Source organism: Pseudoalteromonas sp. JC28 (assembly GCF_013319255.1).
GTDB lineage: Bacteria > Pseudomonadota > Gammaproteobacteria > Enterobacterales > Alteromonadaceae > Pseudoalteromonas.
In genome coordinates, this window is sequence record NZ_QOKX01000001.1 from 654,168 (window position 1) to 673,605 (window position 19,438).

Annotated in this window: 10 protein-coding genes; 7 read left to right on the plus strand and 3 right to left on the minus strand. The window is 44.0% G+C overall.

The features are described from left to right. Nucleotides 1–23: 23 nt before the first annotated feature. Nucleotides 24–9,365 carry a hybrid non-ribosomal peptide synthetase/type I polyketide synthase gene (locus DS891_RS02890; RefSeq protein WP_174168795.1) on the minus strand — a complete coding sequence of 3,114 codons (9,342 nt, stop codon included), beginning with the start codon at nt 9,363–9,365 and terminating at the stop codon, nt 24–26. A gap of 34 nt (nt 9,366–9,399) precedes the next feature. Then, nucleotides 9,400–10,704, minus strand: coding sequence for a succinyl-diaminopimelate desuccinylase (dapE, locus tag DS891_RS02895; RefSeq protein ID WP_010604892.1), 1,305 nt, complete (start codon nt 10,702–10,704; stop codon nt 9,400–9,402). 728 nt (nt 10,705–11,432) lie between these two features. Between dapE and DS891_RS02900 the strand changes: the two genes are divergently transcribed. Next, nucleotides 11,433–11,747 carry a hypothetical protein gene (locus DS891_RS02900; RefSeq protein ID WP_010604891.1) on the plus strand — a complete coding sequence of 105 codons (315 nt, stop codon included), beginning with the start codon at nt 11,433–11,435 and terminating at the stop codon, nt 11,745–11,747. Nucleotides 11,748–12,086: 339 nt separating this feature from the next. On the opposite strand, the gene DS891_RS02905 is transcribed toward DS891_RS02900, so the two are convergent. After that, a complete protein-coding gene (locus DS891_RS02905; protein WP_174168796.1) occupies nt 12,087–13,004 on the minus strand; it encodes a DMT family transporter in 918 nt (305 codons plus the stop codon). A 114-nt stretch (nt 13,005–13,118) separates the two neighbouring features. Between DS891_RS02905 and DS891_RS02910 the strand changes: the two genes are divergently transcribed. The 6 genes from DS891_RS02910 (at nt 13,119) to DS891_RS02935 (ending at nt 19,435) form a co-directional block, all read left to right on the plus strand. Beyond that, the gene (locus DS891_RS02910) at nt 13,119–13,598 is read left to right on the plus strand and encodes an Lrp/AsnC family transcriptional regulator (RefSeq protein ID WP_174168797.1); all 480 of its coding nucleotides are present in this window, start codon (nt 13,119–13,121) and stop codon (nt 13,596–13,598) included. A gap of 158 nt (nt 13,599–13,756) precedes the next feature. Further along, complete coding sequence (locus DS891_RS02915) at nt 13,757–14,956, plus strand: lipoprotein-releasing ABC transporter permease subunit (RefSeq protein WP_174168798.1); 1,200 nt, start codon at nt 13,757–13,759, stop codon at nt 14,954–14,956. Next, the gene (gene lolD, locus DS891_RS02920; RefSeq protein WP_045990679.1) at nt 14,949–15,638 is read left to right on the plus strand and encodes a lipoprotein-releasing ABC transporter ATP-binding protein LolD; all 690 of its coding nucleotides are present in this window, start codon (nt 14,949–14,951) and stop codon (nt 15,636–15,638) included. The genes DS891_RS02915 and lolD overlap by 8 nt, the downstream gene beginning before the upstream one ends. Beyond that, nucleotides 15,631–16,860 carry a lipoprotein-releasing ABC transporter permease subunit gene (locus DS891_RS02925; protein WP_174168799.1) on the plus strand — a complete coding sequence of 410 codons (1,230 nt, stop codon included), beginning with the start codon at nt 15,631–15,633 and terminating at the stop codon, nt 16,858–16,860. The genes lolD and DS891_RS02925 overlap by 8 nt, the downstream gene beginning before the upstream one ends. Nucleotides 16,861–17,429: 569 nt before the next feature. Then, the gene (locus DS891_RS02930; protein WP_174168800.1) at nt 17,430–18,698 is read left to right on the plus strand and encodes an efflux RND transporter periplasmic adaptor subunit; all 1,269 of its coding nucleotides are present in this window, start codon (nt 17,430–17,432) and stop codon (nt 18,696–18,698) included. A gap of 41 nt (nt 18,699–18,739) precedes the next feature. Beyond that, a complete protein-coding gene (locus DS891_RS02935; protein WP_010604884.1) occupies nt 18,740–19,435 on the plus strand; it encodes an ABC transporter ATP-binding protein in 696 nt (231 codons plus the stop codon). The last annotated feature ends 3 nt before the right edge of the window (nt 19,436–19,438 follow it).

Consider the following 19,438-nt stretch of genomic DNA (forward strand, 5'->3'; position numbering starts at 1 on the left):
AGCGAAGGCTTTGGGGCAAGCTGTTACTCCACGTTTGTTGCTATTACCGCTTGGCTTTGGGTATCCTGCAGAATACTCTGCATAATTGCGCCGTTGCCTGCCTGCATCATATCTGGCATCAACATTTCCTCGTGCTTACCAACACCTTGATAGGTAATGACTTCGGCGTCTGATGCTGCATCCCAACTGGTTAGACGAGCAGCTTCTGCATGTGCATTTTGCTCGACGATAAAGTGCAGTTTGGCGTGAACCTGACCTAGGTTTTTCACTTCATAACACCAATCGATATAGTCTCTCGCTTGTGCCAGTGTATGCTGGTGTACCGTATTTGAGCCGGTGTGGCGGGCGAAATGTGCTTTTAACTCTTGCTCAAAGTGCGCGAAGTCTTGCTCCCGCATTTTGATTGTTTCAGTGATCCTGAATGAGTCTAAGATCACCACATCCCCGACACGTTGACCTCGGCCTTCCAGCTCCTTAGCAATCTCAAAGGCTAAATTACCGCCAAGGGAGTATCCAAATAGGGTATAGGGACCATGAGGTTGAATTTGCATAATTTGGTCGGCATAGTCGCTAACTTTAGTGTCATTTTCGAGGTAGTTAAAAGAGATCACTTCAGTGTTAGGCAATGCGTCGGCAAATGCCTTGTAAACGATGCTGTAACCACCCGCTGGTGGTAGGGCAAATAAACGAGTAGATTGGCCTGCATTGAAGATAAGATAAGGGGACGCGCCCGTTTCTTTTCCTGTTACTACATCTTCAATTGCACTGGCCATGCCATGTAAGGTTGTAAATCTAAATAGCTGATTAACTTCCATTTTGATGCTGAAGGCTGACTGGATCCTGACCATTAGCTCAATCAAATATAAAGAGTTACCGTCAAGGGCAAAAAAGTCATCATGAAGACTAATGGATTTTTGCCCTAGCATATTGGACCAAATCTCAGCGAGCTGCTGTTCAAATAGGGTGGCAGGCGCTACGAATGCTCTTACCAACTCGGCGAGTTCAACCTGCGGTAATGCCGCTGCATCGATTTTACCGTTACTCAGTAATGGAAATTGATCAATAGCAACCAGCTTACTAGGTACCATATAGCTTGGTAGCTGGTTCTCTAACTGCTCGAGGACAAACTCAGTACCGACCGCAAGATCCGACTCAAAGTAGGCAATTAATTGGGTTTGCCCATGTACTTCTATCCCTTTTACATAGCTTCGCTTAATTCCTGGGATCTGGCTGATGCTAGACTCAATTTCTCCTAGCTCAACGCGGTGACCTCGTATTTTTACTTGGTTGTCGATGCGTTGCAGAATATGTAGATTGCCGTGTTTGTCCCACTTACCTAAATCACCCGTTTTATATACCCGTAGGGTGCTATTTTCTGACACGGGAAGTTGGATAAATTGGCTGGCATTTTTCTCTGGATTATTGAGATAGCCAAGACTTACGCCTTGCCCCGCAATTGCAATTTCGCCGACTGCGTTACTCGATACTAACTGGTTTTGCTTATCGAGCAAGATAAGTTGCGTTGCATTGAAAGGCTTGCCGATAGGCACAGTCGCGCTGGTTTCCAGGTACTGTTCTGATTCCTCAAAGAAGCTACTGTCTATGGTTGCTTCAGATGTACCGTAGGAGCTAAATAGTCGAGCATCTTCTTGTAGCAATCCTTTGAGTGCGCGGTATTCAGCGATTTGCCATTGCTCAGAGCCAACAATCACTCTACGTAAGCTGGTAAATCCAACCTGACTTTGCTTTGCGAATAAGATGAGATTACGAACCACAGAGGGCACAAACTCAACCGTATCAATCTGCTGTGTCTCAATGAGGTCATACAACACCGGCATGTTCAGCATCATATTTTTAGGACACAACACTAAGTGCTTCGCATTGTAAAATGCGCGCGCAAGATCGCCACAAAACACATCAAAGGTTGGGCTAGCCAATTGTAAATGATGAGAAGTAGGTGCTAAATCAAATTGGGCTAACCAGTCCACTGCGATCGTCGCCCAGTTTTGATGGCTAACCTGGACAGCTTTTGGCGTACCTGTAGAGCCAGAAGTAAAGACAATATACGCGATGTCATTTGGCTGATGATTTAACGCCAAATTGTGCTCGCTGATTTCATCTCGTTGGCTTTGGAAGCTTTCCCAAAGTAGTGTAGGGTGATCTGATGTTAGCGCTTCTTCGCAAAGTAGTAACGCGCAGCGACTTTGCTCAAGCAACAGCTGCTTGCGTTCATTGGGTTGCTGCGGGTCAATTACCACAAAATGATGACCTGCTTTTAACGTAGCGATACAAGCAACAACTAACGCGATAGATTTTTCAAAATGTAAGGCAATCGTTTGACTAGGTTGATTATCTAGCTGCGAATTGATTAGTCGCGCTAACTGGTTTGCCAGATTGTTGAGTTCACGATAGCTTAAAGTAGCAGCCAGTTCTCCAGCATTTGTTTCACAGGCAATGCTAAGGGCTGGAAGCTCAGGGCTATGTTGCGCCGCACTTTCTATTTGGCTGACCAAAGTCGGTAATGCAGGTGCGTTTTGTTGACTTTCAGCAAATGTCGCCAAGGCATCTATTGCGTCTGGACTTGTTAAGGCAAGCTCCGAAAGTGGCCGATTTGGACTATCAACGACCATTCGCGCCAGTGCGATATAGTCCCGAGCCAGCTGCGCTATCGTTTCGGTTTCGAATAGATCGGTATTATATTTTAATGTGCCTTTGAACACGCCATTTTCTTCATAGGTCGAAAGCGTAATGTCAAATTGACCTTCTTCTTCAGGCAGTTCCATGAATTGCATAGGAAAGCCCTTATAGTACGCGACATTATTTTCATCCATATGTGATTGCTCAACGCGGTGATTGAGCATCACAAACATGACCTGAAATACCGTAGAGCGGCTGGCATCATGTTCAATACCAAGCTTATCCACTAACAGCGCAAACGGATATTCTTGGTGATCTAGTGCGTTGAGTGTAATGTCTTTCACCTGCGCTAAAAGCGAAGTAAAGTGCGTTTCAGGAGCAAACCTTGCGCATAGCGGTAGGGGATTCACAAAGTAACCGTAGACGTTTGAAAACTCGGGATTTGTACGACCGGCCACAGGACTGCCTATAATGATTTCATCCTGCTGAGTATATTTATGCATGACTGCGTAATAGATGCTAAGCAACGCCATAAACATGGTGGAACCTTGTGCCTTTGCCAGGGCATTTAACGAAGACGTAAGGGCTTTATCCAACTCAAAATGATATGAATCACCAACGTTGGTGAGTACCGCAGGTCTAGGTTTGTCGGTTGCAAGGTCTAATACGGGGATCTCAGCAGGTAAGTGATTCTGCCAAAACTTATAGTTTGCCGCGCCGCGTGGAGAGTGAACAAAGCGTGTTTCCCAATCGACAAATTTTTCATAGCTTGACGTTATCTCGTCGAGTGCTAACGGTTCACTTTTTGCGAAATGCGCATACAGTGACTGCATTTCATCGATAAACATGTAATTTGACCATGCATCTGAGATGATGTGATAAATCGTCACTGCAAAGTAGTAGCTTTGATCATTCTGCTTATACAAATACAGTCTAAACAGCGGGTCGTGCTCAAGGTCGAAAGGCTGTTCATTGTCTGCAATCATCATAGGTTGAATATCTTCCCAAGACTTACCATGTACATCAATGACTTGCAGTGCATCCTCGCGATGAGTCCAAACTCTTTGATAGGGTTCGCCATCTTTAAAGAAGAAGTTTGTTCTTAACATTGGGTGGCGAGCAACTACAGCACTAAGGGCTTTTTTCAGCGCGTCGATATTCAGGGCACTAGGAATGTGCATCGCGCCGCCGATATTGTAGGAAGCGCTACTTGGGTTGAGTTGATTGATAAACCAAATCGCTTTTTGTCCATAGGAAAGTGGGAATTCAGCTTCCACATTGGCATCAGATACGATAATAGAGTTAACCTTGGTCTCGGAAACCGGCTGAACCTGCGATGTTTCTGTGGTTATGACTTCAAAGCCAAGCGACTCAACGAGTTTGTCATTAAGCTCTATACTTAATTCGTTGATAGATGCACCACTTAGTAGGCGTACAATCGTTAGGGTTTCACCAAAATGGGTGGTGATCTTATTTCTCAGTTCTGTCGCCATAATAGAGTCAATACCGAGATTACCGAGCGATAGATCTAATTCCACTTGCTCTCGTTTACAGCGTAATACTTGGCTGACAGCATTAGCGAGATGATCGGCAACAAGCGGTAACCGAAGCGCGCTGTCTGTTTGCTGGTATAAAGGAGCAAACTCTTGCTCTTGGTGGCTTTGCTTGTCGTTTTCTTGGGTAGCCAAGTGACTAAATAAACTCGGCTTTCCTGCATACCAATTGGTTACTTTGGACCAATCGGCGTCACACACTAAGAGTTGAGGTTGATCTTGGTCTAGAATACGTTCAAGCACAGCCATCCCCGCACTTTGTGAGATGCAGTTCATGCCCCTTTGGTTCTTGTAATGTTCGGCGAGACCCAACTCTTCAATCATACCAATAGCCCAAGGACCCCAGTTGATACTCAGCGCCGGAAGACCCTGATTGCGACGGTAGTGGGCGAGGGCATCTAAGAAAGCATTGCCAGAAGCATAGTTTGTTTGTCCTGCGGTAGTGACTTGAGCCGCGACAGAGGAGAAGAGTACAAAATGTTCGAGGTCAACTTTACTGAGTGCTTTGTGAAGCATCAACGCACCAATCGCTTTGGTGTCAAACACACCGTCAAATGCTCTGGTATCCATATTGCCAAGTAAGGTGTCATTGACGATACCAGCACAGAAAAATAATCCGTTGATCGGTGCTTGTGCACTTAGATGATAAGACTCAAGGGCCGCGTGAAGTTCACGCTCTCGAGTTAAGTCTGTCTGCCATAACGAGACATTAACGCCCTGATCTTCAAGGTGTTGAATAAACCGAACGCGATCATAGTTACAGTCGCTTGAGGTAAGTTCTGACCAACTCTTACGCTCAGGTAATTGACTCCTACCAAGCAAAATGAGGTTTCGTGCACCTCTATCGACGAGTAGCTGACAAACTAACTGACCGATTGAACCAAATGCCCCCGTGATCAACTGTGCTTTATGGCTTTGCACGCGAGTTGGGAAGGCGGGTTGAAGTGACGTTGCCTGCTCTAAACGAGCAACATAAGCCTGATTTTCCCTAAAAGCAACTTCCCCTTCTTGGCGGTCACTTAATAATCTAGCTGTGATATGTTCGGCATCATTTTGGCCATCAACATCGATGAGGCCACCCCAATTATCAACCAGTTCTTGCTGTGCGAGCACTCGGCTAAATCCAGTTAACGAAGCGGACATCACCGCGGTAAGTTGCTCACTATTAACGAGGCTGGCGTTGCGTGTTACCACGTAAAGCGGGAATTTACAGTCTTGTTCAATTACGGTTTTGGCTAGATTTAACAATGAATGTAGCGACTGACGTTTTTCTCTTTGCAGTTGAGCAAGGGTCAGTGATTCTATCGCGCTGTTATCTAGACTAAAGCAATGCACAACGCCACGAATTTCTTGTTTGCCCAAAGTCTCGATAAGTTGTGACAGGTGATCCCGTGAATCGGGAACTAGCCATGCATGACAATGGTCTCTGTCGATATCAAAGTATTCACCAGATTTAACGATACAGCTAGAGTGGCCAAGCTTTACTAAACGTTCGGCTACCTGTTCGGCTGTTCCTGATTGATCTGCGAGGAGCACCCAACGACCCGATGTGTCGGTTTCTTGTATTTCCTGCTCGGGCTCTGCAAGCCAATTAACTTGGTAAAGCCAGCTATCTATGGTTCTGGTGGTGATCCCACTTGCAGCGGAGTCAACGCTTTGTGCAATAAAGTTTTTGATAACACCAAACACTTGACCAGACTCATCACAGAGGTATAAATCACCGACCGTTTTTTCGTCGTCACGATGAGTGATTTGGGTATAACACCAAAAATCAGTATTGTTCTGCCCGCAAAGCAGGATCTGCTCTAGCATCACTGGTAAGCGGATAGAGAATTGCTGAGCATTAGCACTTGCAAGCTCTGTAAATACTAACGTCTGGAAGCACGCATCTAGTAGACTTGGGTGTAGGGTAAATTGTGTTGTTCGCTCAAGTTGAGTAGGCCAAGAGATTTTGGCAAGCACGCCGTTGTCTGTTGCCCAGATCTGTTCAATGGCTCTAAAACATGGACCATATTCGTAACCAAACTCTTTTAGGTGTGCATAAAACTCATCGTGCTGCTGCGCGCTGGTAGCGGCACTACGAATAGCATTGAGATCAATAGGCTCAGCAAGGTTGGCGCTTTGTACTCGGCGGATTGTCCCTTGAACATGGCGGGTCGTTTTACCATCTTCAAGGCTTACCACTTTAAAATTCGGTTCATCATGGTGCAAAATGAATTGCACATTGGGAGCGTGTTCATTATTCAAAAATAACGCTTTATCGATGACAAAGTGGTCGAGTGCATAGCTGCCATTGCCCCAAGTCTCTTTGGCTGCAGCATACGCCATTTCAATAAAGCCAGCAGCGGGGAAGAGGGTATTGCCTTGGATTTGGTGACAGCTTAAAAAACTATCGCGATTTGTGTCGGTTACCGCGTTCCAAACATGTTCAGCTTCACTGCGTTTACGGCCCAAGAAAGCATGGTTACTTTGCCCTAAACGCACTTGATTAAAGTACTCAGGCTCGGTCCAAAAGCGTTCTTGCAAGAACGGGTAAGTTGGCAACGTAATGAACTTACCTCGACCATTTATGGCTGACCAATTTAATTCAAAGCCTAAACCAAACAGTTGAGCTACGGCGTGGTAATAGGTGTGTTGCTCGTCGGATTTACGGCGCATACTCGAGACGACAACGCTTGAGCAACTTTGTTCTTCTGCGGTTTCGGCAATAGATGCGCCAAGCACAGGGTGTGGACCTAGTTCCAAAAATGCTTGGTAACCTTGTTGTAATATTGCACGGGTGGCATCAACAAAACGCACGGCTTGGCGGACGTTGAGCCACCAGTAGTTAGCATCAAGCTCAGGCCCCTCTGCAAGTGTTCCTGTTACCGTTGAATACAATGGAGTATGTGCGGTGTTAGCTTGAATACCAGCTAAACACTCGAGCAATTCGGTCTTAATCGGTTCCATAAACTGGCTGTGATAGGGCACTTCAACGCGGAGAAACTTGCAAAACACACCAGCTTCGCTCAGTTGTGTTTCGATACTGTGTAACGCATTTTCTTCACCAGCTAGGGTGACAGAGTTTGGACTGTTTACTGCTGCAATTTCAACTTGGTCGTTGAGATAAGGCGTGACATCACTGTCAGAGAGTCCTACCGCCATCATTTTACCTGTGTTGCGGCATTGATGTTGTAAACGGCTACGATGGACTACGATGGTGCAAGCATCTTTTAATGAGTAGACCCCGGCTTCATAAAATGCTGCTGCTTCACCAGTACTGTGGCCAACAATGACATCAGGTGAAATGCCGTGTTGACGCCACATTGCTGCAAGTGCAACTTGCACGGCAAAGTTTGCCGTTTGAGCGAGCCAAGTATATTGCATGTTTGACGCTGATTCATCGGCAAGCATTTCATCAGCCAATGACCAATTTGTAAGTGTTGACATATAGCTATCACACTCATCGATCATCGCTTTAAAAGTTGGCTCTGATTGGTACAGCTCACGGCCCATTGCCCACCATTGTGGCCCCATGCCGGTGAAGACCCATACGAGTTTTTGCTCATCTTTTTTCAGCGTGCGCAATGTACTGGCCGCAGCAAATTCAGCATCATGAGTTAGTGTTTGCAGTTGTTGTTGCAGATCCTCTGCATTTTTGAAACAAATTGCATGACGATATTGGTGATGTTCACGGCGCTCACCCAGTGTGTAGATAATATCACTGAGAGATGCATCGCTGTCTTGCAAAAATTCATTATGTGCTTTGGCAAAGCGATGGATCCCGTGTTGATCTCTTGCACTCAATGGATAAAGTTTTAGGCCATTCTCATTTGCTGGAGGTATTGATGGTACTTCTGGCGCAACAAATTCTTGAATAACCGCGTGGGAATTGGTTCCACCGAAACCAAAGGAGTTTACCCCCGCAACGGCTAAACCTTGATGCTTAGGCCAAGGTGTAAGTTTAGTGGGGATCTCATACGGCGCATTGGCGTAATCAATCTTAGGATTAATTGATTTTAAGTGTAAATGCGGTGGGATCTGTTTGTTTTGAATGGCTTTGACCGCCTTGAACAAACCAGCCATGCCTGCGGCTGCCTCGGTATGGCCAATATTGGTTTTTACTGAGCCAATGTAGCATTTATCGTCTTGATTACGGTTGATCCCAAGGAGTGTTCCAACTGACTTTGCTTCAATTGGGTCGCCAACAGGCGTGCCTGTGCCGTGCATTTCAATGTACTGCACTTTACCGGGGTCAATATTCGCTTTGGCATAGGTTTCTTTCATCAAGCGCAATTGGGCATCGCCGTTTGGCACCGTGATCCCTTGTGTTTTACCGTCTTGGTTTACACCGGTGGCTAAGATCACCGCATGAATTGGGTCGCCATCCTTAATCGCATCATCTAAGCGCTTGAGCACAACGACGCCAGCGCCTTCAGCGCGGACATAACCGTTTGCGGAGTCGTCAAAAGCATGAGAAAAACCAGTCGGAGATAAGAAACCGCCTTTAGACTCGGATACTGTATATTGTGGTGCCAAATGTAATAGCACACCACCTGCGAGTGCCATATTACTTGCCCCGGTCTGTAGGCTTTTACAGGCCATATCTAATGCGACAATAGAGGAGCTACAAGCAGTATCGATGGACATGCTGGGGCCATTAAAGTCAAAAGTATGAGAGATGCGATTAGAAAGCATCGTCATCATAACACCCGTCGCAGTGTGAGCATCAATGTTGTCAAAATCTGGGTTAGTGAATTGCATGATTTTATAGTCAAGCGTAAACCCACCCATAAAAACACCGACCGACTCTCCTGCGAGTTCAGATGGCTTTTGCCCACCATCTTCCAACGCTTCCCAAGTTACCTCCAGCAATTTACGTTGTTGAGGGTCCATAAACTCGGCTTCACGAGGCGTGATCCCAAAAAATGCTGGATCAAACTTATCGATACCATCGATATAGCCACCCCATTTTGAGCTCAACTTGCCTTTATTCGCTTTTACAGACGAATAATGAGTATCGATATTCCATCTCGATTCTGGGGTTTCTATGATGCAATCGACACCATGTTTAATATTTTCCCAAAACAATTCAGGACTATTCGCGTGACCTGGGAAACGACAACCCATGCCAATAATTGCTATCGGTAGCGTGTCGTTTGCGGGGCGAACAGAGCGTTCATTTTCGATTGCCATAATGCATTCCTTGAAGTTATCTATTTTCTGTTAATTAGCGAAGTTGCAGCAGTTCATCTTGAGTGGTTGAGTGAACATGAAGCGTAGGGTAGAGCAGGCGTTTATAGATGCCGTAGTAAAGTTGTTGAAGCTGGATTAAGTCGGATGTTGTTGTGTGCTCATCTATTTGATGAATGGTTTTGTTCACCAATCCAAGTTCTAATACTGAGGTTGATATTTCAGCAATAAAGCGGCCATCCGACGTTCCCCCTGCGGTCGATAGTTTTGGTGTGAAATGGCATTGGCTGTTGATTTCATCGCAGACGATAGCGAGGGATGGAGAAGGGATCTCATCATTATTTACGCAGTAATAGGGTTTACAGGAGTTATTGGTCGTTAATGCATAATTGAGTGTATGTTTTTCGATGGTTTCTCTGACCAGCTGGACCAATTCATATTCGTTGTATGCGGGTGTATAACGGATATTAAAATTTAGCTGACATTGGCTTGGAATGATGTTGTCAACAAAATCGCCAGAATTTACATGAGTGAATTGTAGTGTGGTCGAGTCAAAGTTATCACAGTGCTTAGGCCAATCTACTGACAATAATGCTTGCATAATATTTTGTGCTAGATGGATGGCATTGGTCGCTTTTTGAGGGTAAGCCACATGTCCACTTTTACCATGTAAATTAATGGTAAAAGACAAAGCACCACGGCGACCGACTTTCAGTGTATCTGCTACTTGCGCTTCAGAGCTTGGCTCTCCGACCAAGGTAAAATCAAATGTGATACGCTGCTGTTTTAAAAACTGAGTGATCCGCTTGGTTCCGTGTTCCGCTTCGCCTTCCTCGTCGCTAGTGAGTAGCAACCAAAGCTCTTTTTCCGGTATTCCAAATTCTGTCACTAGAGCCTCAATTGCACAGAAAAAGGCGGCAATAGCGCCTTTCATATCAACAATACCTCTAGCGAAGAGGCAGCCATTGTGTTCTGTCAGCTTAAAAGGGTTAAACTGCCAATCTTGTGCACTTCCGGCCGGTACTACATCGGTATGACCAAGAAAAGCAAACCTAGCATCGCTGTTGTTACCTATGCTTGCTACTAAGTTACTTACATCACGAACGGGTAAGTGTTTGATTGAAAAGCCCAAAGCTCGTAACTCTTGTGCTAACCACAGTTGACAACCAACGTCATCTGGTGTGATCGACTTAAATGCGACTAACTGCCTTGCGATGTCAACAACGCGGTGGCTGGTATGTTTATCCTCATCAATACCTTGAAGCTCGTCATGAAGAGCTTCGATATCCTCTAGTGCTTCAGAGACAAGTTCAAAGCAAGTGCTTGAAGAAAAGTCATTCATCTCAAAAAACCTTAATGCAGAAGTATGATAAATAGGCAATTAAAAGCTTGTTTGTACACATTTTAATTACACTGCGTTCACAAGTTGCGTATTCAAACATTGAAATTCTTTAGATGCTAATGATTTTATTTTGACTAAATTAACCTAGATAATTTTATTGTTGTTTTTTATGAAGTAATCAAATTTGTTATTTTTAATGCTGTTTGTCTAATTTTGATATTTGAGTTTTATTGAATTAATTTTGGTGTAAATGCTCTATGTACTAATATTCTGAATGTGTGAAAAGTAATTTATCTTAATAATCAGGGGCGGGTTTTTGTTTCTTGAGTTATGTCTTGTGTTATTCGGAATTAAAAAAATGATGGTGTTTACGTTAATGAAATTGTTATTTTTTTAAGTGTGCGAGTTTGTTGTGTAAATTGCGCTATTAAGATAAATGGAATTAAACTTCGTTATTCATTTTTGTTATTTTAACTATGTTTTATATTTCTATTTATTCTAAATGTAAGAGACCTAAAAGGTGTGGGCATACGTATGTGGGCAAGATTTTTTATGATGAAGTTTTAAGGTTTAAATTATTTTTATAAATTTAATGAATTTATTCTTGAGTTGTCATATTTAATGAATAAAATAGCGGGCGCTATAGAGCTTTTATTCAATATTTTGATTACTGTTACAGTATTTTGCTGTTTTTTATCTATAGCGCTGACTTAAATTAAGGATGAAAAATGAAAAAGCTAATCACTGCACTCGTTGCATTCACCGCATTATCTGTATCTGCTCAAGAAGTAGAAGAGGCGAAAGCACTCGTTACTCAACAGAACATTAAAATTGTTGCCATTGGCCAAAGCGGCTGGGATCCAATTTGGAGAGAGCCTACCTGTAGCATCCAAAAAACGGATGAAGATGCTGTAGGTAATGCTTACATGATCAGTCATTACGACATGTGTTTATGCCAAAACAGTAAGAAAGCGAGCTATCTGATTGAAGATACACAAAGCAACCCTAAGCAAGCAGCGGTTATTTGTTACCTAGAGCAGTAAGCTAGTCAACAGCAGCAGAGCAAAGTACTTGCACTTTACTCTGCTTTTATCACTGGTGTTTCCTTTAAGTTCAAATTAGCTAAATTAACTGATTTTTTGCTTTGGTGTGCTAAATAATCTGAGCTGCGGATAATTAATGCCTTTCTAGCAGCCAGCTTTAGCGCTAACTGCGTTGAATTCACTTCCAATAGCCAGCTATTGGTGCGTAAATTCGCCTTGCCTACCGGATGTAGGTACCTTAGCGAGAGCAGGACGCGGAAGCGGTGTTTTCCCTAAAACTCTCTGGCTAGACAAGGAAAAACTAAGTTGTGCTTTAGCAACAATGAGTTGGAACACTCCTTATCCAAACCTCAGGTTAAATAACTTGCCTAACTTCCAATCGAACTTTACAGCGCTGACGGCCGTTAAGATTAAAACAATCCCAAGCGTTTGTAGTATCGAAATCGTGTGCTCGAATGCAATAAAATCTACAAACAGCGCCACGACCGGATAAATAAAAGAAAGAATAGCGATTAATGTGGTGCTTAAGCGTTGAAACGCATCATACATGATCACATACATAAACCCTGTGTTGACGACGCCTAAGAATAGGATATTGCCCCAGCTCGATGAAGTCTCAGGGAAATGTGCAAAGTCAACCCAAGGCAATAAAAATAAACCGCCCAAAAAGATTTGGATCACAGCAACCACACCGGATGGCACTTGGCTTACCTTTTTTGTCATCAGCGTTGTAATGGTATACAGAAATGCAGCTCCAAGCGCCAGTAGCAGACCAAAAACGGCTTGATTGCTCTCTTGTGCAAAAATAACTGCGACTATTTCTTGATACGGGATCCCCACAACCAACCATAACCCCACCACGGCGATGTTCAACCACAAAAGGATTGCTTTACTTGGATACTGACGATAAAGCACCGCGCTTAGTAATACCAACATCAGAGGTTGTAGATGGTATGCGATGATTGAAATTGAAAAAGGAATATAGTCAAATGAGGCGAATAACAGCACCCAGTTTCCGACCAGCGCGATACCGCCGAGCAAGATGGTTATAAAAACGGGACCTTTAAACACCTCTTTTGTCAGTTGCTTTGTTACGAGCACGTATCCAAGAAGGCACAACGCGCCAATAACACAACGTAAAAATACCACGTTCCAATAGGATTGTTGTGCACTGACGACAAAGTATCCTATGGTGCCAGATAGCACCATAGCTATTATCATCTCTATCGAACCTTTTTCTTTATCTGAGCCAAACATTGTTCACACCTTGTCATATTCAATTCTATACTTGCATATTACTTAGGGTTTGCCGTATTGCTAATAGACAATAAAAGGCTAATTTTTCTATTTTCCTAAAAATGAAAGGCAAAAATGCGAAAATTAATTAATAATGAAAAATGGTCGCTTGATGCGATAGATAGCAAGCTTATAGCGCTGTTAGAAAACAACAGCCGAGTGTCTGTTGCTGAAATGGCTCGTGCTGTGAATATGTCTTCACCGAGTGTGAATGAGCGCATGAAACGTATGGAAGAGTATGGGGTAATTAGTAAATACAGTATTGAATTAGACCAAGAAAGCTTTGATTACCCGCTGACAGCGATTGTGCGTATTCGTCAGCATCCCGGTAAACTAAAACAGCTTGAAGCGATGATCCAAAACATTCCTGAAGTGATTGAATGTGACAAAGTGACGGGAGAGGATTGTTTTTATGTGAGGTTGTGTTTTGAGAGTATGCCTAAGCTAGACGAAATTCTGGATAAAGTCTCCACGCTGGGTGATACCCACACATCGGTGGTGAAATCAACAGTAGTCAAACGCAGAAACGTGCCATATCAGATCCGCAAAAGGTAATCGCTAAGTATGGCGAGTAGTAACGTTTTGACGGGATAAGCAATGCACAGCTAAACGTCAACAAATTTATAGTTTGTCACACTTTTTATAGCAATCCTGCCATCAATCTGGTTTTGAGTATGTTAGTATCCGTGCAGCAGTTTTTTACGAGATAGATTATGTTTCAACCAGTTAGCCTCTTTGTTGGGTTAAGATATAGCCGTGCTGCGAAAGGCAATGCATTTATATCGTTTATCTCATTTTTCTCAATTGCGGGTATCGCCCTTGGCTTGATGAGTTTGATCACCGTCAGCTCAGTGATGAATGGCTTTGAGCAAACCTTAAAAGCCGCCATGCTTGATTTGATCCCGCATGTGCAAATTAAGGAAAATGAGCAACTTGATCAAAATAAATTACAAGCCATTGAAAGTCATCCTTTGGTTAAGCAAGTTTCGCCATATGTTGCAAGTGACGTAATTCTACAAACCAATCAAGATTTGGTGGGTGTGCAACTTCAAGGACTATTTCAAGGGTATGAAACAGCGTTAGATGACGCCGTACGCGCAGGTAGCTTAACTCGATTGTATGAGCAAAAATACCAAGTGGCGCTGAGTCGCTATTTAGCCAATAAACTTGGCGTAAGCGTTGGTCAACAACTTCGCGTGATCATGCCTGAATTCACCACATACACACCGCTTGGCCGCACACCGACGCAGCGCTTATTCACCGTAGCTGCCATATATGATGGCCAAAGCGAAGCTGACACTTATTTGGCATTTGCCGACGGGAAGAGTTTACAGCGGTTAATGCGCAAGAAGCCAGAGCAATACGACCTTAACATTCATTTATATGATGCCTTTAGTCTGCCTGATTTTTATCAGCAAGCGGATAGCTTGTTACAAGGGCTCGAGATACAGGATTGGCAAACTCAGCAAGGCACATTGTTTGCGGCGGTTGCAATGGAAAAGCGCATTATGTCGCTATTACTTGGCCTTATTGTGATAGTGGCTGTATTTAATATCATTTCAGCGCTATCTATGATGGTGAGTGAAAAGCAAGGGGAAGTGGCTATTTTGCAAACGCTTGGCTTTACACCACAAATGATAGCTAAAGTATTTATGGCGCAAGGGATGTATAACGGCATTTTTGGCACACTCATTGGTGTTGCTGGTGGATTATTGCTTTCGAACAATATTAATGAGGTGCTCCACCTCGCAGGCCTTCAGTTGCTTGGTGGCGCTGAACTTCCGGTCAAAATAGAACTAACAGATTTAACGATTATGGCAGTGGGCAGCATATTGCTAAGCTTTTTAGCAACCTTGTATCCAGCTAAACGCGCGTCGAGTGTGCTGCCAGCAGAGGTATTAAGATATGAGTGATTTAGTCATTGACTGCCAAGATTTGGTCAAAAGCTACCAAGATGGTAAAGCCGAAGTAACGGTACTAAAAGGCGTTGATTTATCTGTAACCCAAGGTGAGATGCTTGCCATTGTAGGTAGCTCGGGTTCAGGTAAAAGTACTTTACTGCATATTCTCGGTACCTTGGATAAAGCATCCACCGGCAGTGTAAAAATCAAAGGTGTGGAAGTTGGCAAGCTGTCACGTAAAAAGCAGGCGGAATTTAGAAATAAGCATTTGGGTTTTATCTATCAGTTTCATCATTTGTTGATGGAGTTTAGCGCGGTTGAAAACGTGGCGATGCCATTACTAATTGCCGGTAATAAAGCAAAACAAGCCCGCGAAAAAGCATTACTCATGCTTGATAAAGTAGGCTTGAGTCATCGTGCTGATCATAAGCCTTCAGAGCTTTCTGGGGGGGAGAGACAGCGTGTTGCGATAGCGAGAGCGTTAGTAACAGAACCTGATTTGGTGCTAGCTGATGAACCAACCGGCAATCTTGATAAGCATAATGCGCTAAGGATCTATGACCTCCTAGCTGAACTCAATCAGCAACTAAAAACCAGCTTTGTTGTTGTAACACACGACCTAGAGTTGGCAGATAAGCTTGGTCGTGCAGTGCAACTGGACGATGGCAAAGTAGGTGTGTATCAGCATGCTTAGTTATTTTTTAAGCAAACGTTTTAGAGAGTCTAAACGTCAGCTTGGCTTTATTGGTTTTTTAACCCGTGCTTCTACGCTTGGTGTAATGCTGGGTATGGCAGTATTGATAGTCGCACTTTCTGTGATTAATGGTTTTGAAGAACAATTAGAGCAGCGGCTGTTGTCGGTGGTACCGCAAGTTAGTTATCAAGCACCTTACGACCCTATTCAAGCGTGGCAGCAAAAAGTAGAGATCTTGGAGAGTCAACGTGGCGTCGTAAGCGCGACGGCTGAAATTAACTTAACAGCCATGCTGCAATACAAAGGCACCTTAAAAGCGGCGCAGTTAAAAGGGATCGCACCGAATAGGCATCATACGGTGTCGAGCATAGGTGATTTTATAAAAGGCGTAGAACTAAAGGCACTAAAACCGGGTGAAGTGATCATCGGCAAAGGGATAGCTGACAAGCTTGGCGTCGTGGCTGGCGATAATATCCAGCTCTTGGTTGCTAACAAACATTCGGATAATCCACTCGCTGCGCCAAAGCGATTAACGGCGACGGTGGTGGGGCTTATCGATATGGGCGGGCCACTTGACCAAACATTATCCTTAGTGCCACTTAACGCACTGCAAGAAGCGATGGATTTTAGAGAAGACCAAGTAACGGACTTGCGTGCCAAGGTGAGTGATGTGTTTCAGGCACAGCAAATTGCGACATCAGCGGGCAGGGCATTACCCGATTTAGTGTACGTATCGTCTTGGTTTCGAACGCAAGGTGGACTGTATCAAGATATTCAGATGGTACGCACTATCGTCTATCTCGTGGTATTTCTGATCATCGCTGTAGCGAGCTTTAATATCGTCTCTTCTATGGTGATGGAAGTAAAAGAAAAGCGGGCGGATATTGCCATTTTGAAAACGATGGGTGCACAGGACAGTACGATTTTTTCGACTTTTGCGCTGCAAGGTGTGACGTATGCAGGGATAGGTGCACTGCTAGGCACAGGGATCGGCATTTTTATTGCTATTAATATCCCCGATATTTTTAAAGCCTGGATCAATATGAGTGATACCAATCCGCTTGAAGGCGTCTACTTTATTGAGTACTTACCGAGCAAAATTATTTGGACAGACATTTATATCAGTTTAGTCACGACTTTTGTTATGGCTGTCGTCGCAAGCTTATATCCCGCTTGGCAAGCCACCAAAACGGATCCTGCCAAAGTACTGGGAAATGGCTGATGATGGCAAAAATTTATAGCCGGTAAAACCGGCTATAACAAGTATATATTGGCTGCAGATAGATTAAATTCCCAATAGAAGAGGAAACGTTTGATCAAGTATCAAGATGTTTGCATGTGTTCACATCACTAAAATGTCAAAGTGACTCGCACGGCTGGACAGGCCCTAACCATCAAGCTTAAATATATTTTTTAATACCAATTTGTCTTAATACTAGCTCAATTTGAAGGTGTAAATCTGACGCTACCTGCGTTAAAAATTTCTTATTTAGAACAACTCAATAGCAAAATCTTTGCCTTGCAGATATGGATGTAGGCACCTTGGCGGTAGCAGGATGCAGTAGCGGTGTTATCGACAAAATTTTCTCGCTGCAGAATAGATCACTTAATAAAGCAAATTGATATAAAGCTCCCTTGTCCGCAAACTGTCCGGTGTCCGTCCAAACCCTCTCAATAAAGCCGTTAAATTACATAAATAGCATATAAAACAGTAAGATAAATTATGGCACGCTACTTGTTATTAGTTACTCATAATAATCGCGGACACCCTCTTGTCCGCAAGGAGGTAGCATGATTAAAGATACAAGTGCGCAAGACAAACAAATCGCAAAGAAACGAACCATAAAAAAGCCTGTGCTTGCGTTGTTGGCCGTTGGCATCACCTTAGGTGGATTGACCAGTGCTTGGCCAAGCATTAACACAATTTTATCTGCAGAGCAGACGGTATCGCGGGAGCAAGTACGTCTCGCCACGGTAGTGAGAGGTGATATCAGCGAAGATATTCGTGTTGAAGGGCGTACGCTGGCTGCGAATAATCCCGACTTATACGCCATCGCATCGGGCACAGTAACGCTAAACGTTAAACCCGGTGATGCCATCAAAGCAGGGCAAGCGTTGCTTAGCATAGACAGTCCAGAGCTTACCAACCGTTTACTGCAAGAAGAGGCGACATTTGAACGTTTACAAACGGAAGTTGAGCGCCAACGGATCTCGATTAAACAGCAGCTACTTGATACTAAACAACGCATGGAAATGGCGAAAGTAGACTTAGAAGCGGCAGAGCGGGAAATGGCACGCTCAAAACAAAGCATCGAAAAGCAAATTATCTCAAAATTAGAGCTTGAACAGTCAATGGTTGAACTTAAGCGCGCGCAGCTACAAGAGCGTCACGCCATCGATTCGCTAAAGCTTGAGCAAGAGCGACTTGCGTTTGAGCTAAAAAGTAGCGAGCTGAGCCTAACCAGACAACAGCATATTTTAGAAGAAGTGCAGCGTCAGGTAGCGGCACTTAACATTATATCGCCGTTGTCGGGTATTGTTGGTACGGTGCATGTCCAGCAAAAGCAGTTTGTACAGCGAGATGCGGCACTAATATCCTTGGTTGACCTTTCAGAGCTTGAGGTTGAAGCGCAAATACCAGAAATTTATGCCGACAATCTAGGTGTCGGCATGGCCGCTGAAGTATTTATCAATCAATACCAATACCATGCAAAGCTTGTCGCTATTTCCCCTGAAATCGAAGCTGGCCGTGTCAGTGCGCGAGTACGCTTTGATGAACAACCAAGTGGTCTTCGCCAAAACCAAAAGGTATCTACAAGAATTATCCTGTCGCAAAAGCAAGACGTGCTCAAAGTAAGGCGTGGTGCATTTGTTGAAACTGGCGCAGGGCGTTTTACCTATACGGTTGTCGGTGAGCAGGCTGATCAAACACCCATTCAGCTCGGTGTAAAAAGTATTTCTGAAGTTGAGATTATCGAGGGCCTGAGTGAAGGACAAGAAATCGTGATTTCAAGTTTAGATCCGTTCAATAACAAAGCGCGAGTGTTACTCGGGAAGTAGCCTCATCTTGCGTACCGAATAAGAATGAGAAGGAATAGACAATGTTAAAAATGAATGAAGTAAGCAAAATTTATCGTACAGATCTGATTGAGACCCATGCGCTCAGCAATGTTAATTTAACCATTGAAGAAGGGGAGTTTATTGCGGTCACAGGCCCGTCAGGATCAGGCAAAACGACCTTTTTGAACATTGCCGGTTTGTTAGAGCGTTTTGAGCGCGGTGACTATTTTCTAGATGGTGAAAACGTTGCCAATCTTAACGATAAAAAGTTGTCTCAGCTAAGAAACGAAAAAATTGGCTTTATCTTCCAAGGCTTTAACCTTATCAGCGACTTATCTTTATATGACAACGTTGAAGTGCCGCTCATTTTTCGTGGGATTAAGGCCAGTGAGCGTAAAAAGCGCATTGAAGAAGCGCTTGAACTCGTTGGGCTTGCAAGCCGAATGAAACATCATCCCGCACAGCTAAGTGGCGGGCAACAGCAGCGTGTGGCTATTGCCAGAGCTTTGGCGGGGAAACCGCGATTCCTTTTAGCGGATGAGCCAACGGGTAACTTAGACAGCTTAATGGCAAGGCAAGTGATGGATTTATTACAAGAAGTGAATCAGGCGGGTACAACATTGATTATGGTAACCCATGACAATGAGCTGGCACGACGAGCGGGTCGTAACATCCAAATTCTTGATGGTGAGCTAACCGACATCACCAAATCTCAGCTAACTGAACTGGCAGTGTAGGAG

What these genes read in the sequence shown, in the direction of transcription:
- dapE (WP_010604892.1), bottom strand. Translation starts at nt 10,704, where the DNA reads ATGAATGACTTTTCTTCAAGCACTTGCTTTGAACTTGTCTCTGAAGCA.
- DS891_RS02930 (WP_174168800.1), top strand. Translation starts at nt 17,430, where the DNA reads ATGATTAAAGATACAAGTGCGCAAGACAAACAAATCGCAAAGAAACGA.
- DS891_RS02915 (WP_174168798.1), top strand. Translation starts at nt 13,757, where the DNA reads ATGTTTCAACCAGTTAGCCTCTTTGTTGGGTTAAGATATAGCCGTGCT.
- DS891_RS02925 (WP_174168799.1), top strand. Translation starts at nt 15,631, where the DNA reads ATGCTTAGTTATTTTTTAAGCAAACGTTTTAGAGAGTCTAAACGTCAG.
- DS891_RS02890 (WP_174168795.1), bottom strand. Translation starts at nt 9,365, where the DNA reads ATGGCAATCGAAAATGAACGCTCTGTTCGCCCCGCAAACGACACGCTA.
- DS891_RS02935 (WP_010604884.1), top strand. Translation starts at nt 18,740, where the DNA reads ATGTTAAAAATGAATGAAGTAAGCAAAATTTATCGTACAGATCTGATT.
- DS891_RS02905 (WP_174168796.1), bottom strand. Translation starts at nt 13,004, where the DNA reads ATGTTTGGCTCAGATAAAGAAAAAGGTTCGATAGAGATGATAATAGCT.
- DS891_RS02900 (WP_010604891.1), top strand. Translation starts at nt 11,433, where the DNA reads ATGAAAAAGCTAATCACTGCACTCGTTGCATTCACCGCATTATCTGTA.
- lolD (WP_045990679.1), top strand. Translation starts at nt 14,949, where the DNA reads ATGAGTGATTTAGTCATTGACTGCCAAGATTTGGTCAAAAGCTACCAA.
- DS891_RS02910 (WP_174168797.1), top strand. Translation starts at nt 13,119, where the DNA reads ATGCGAAAATTAATTAATAATGAAAAATGGTCGCTTGATGCGATAGAT.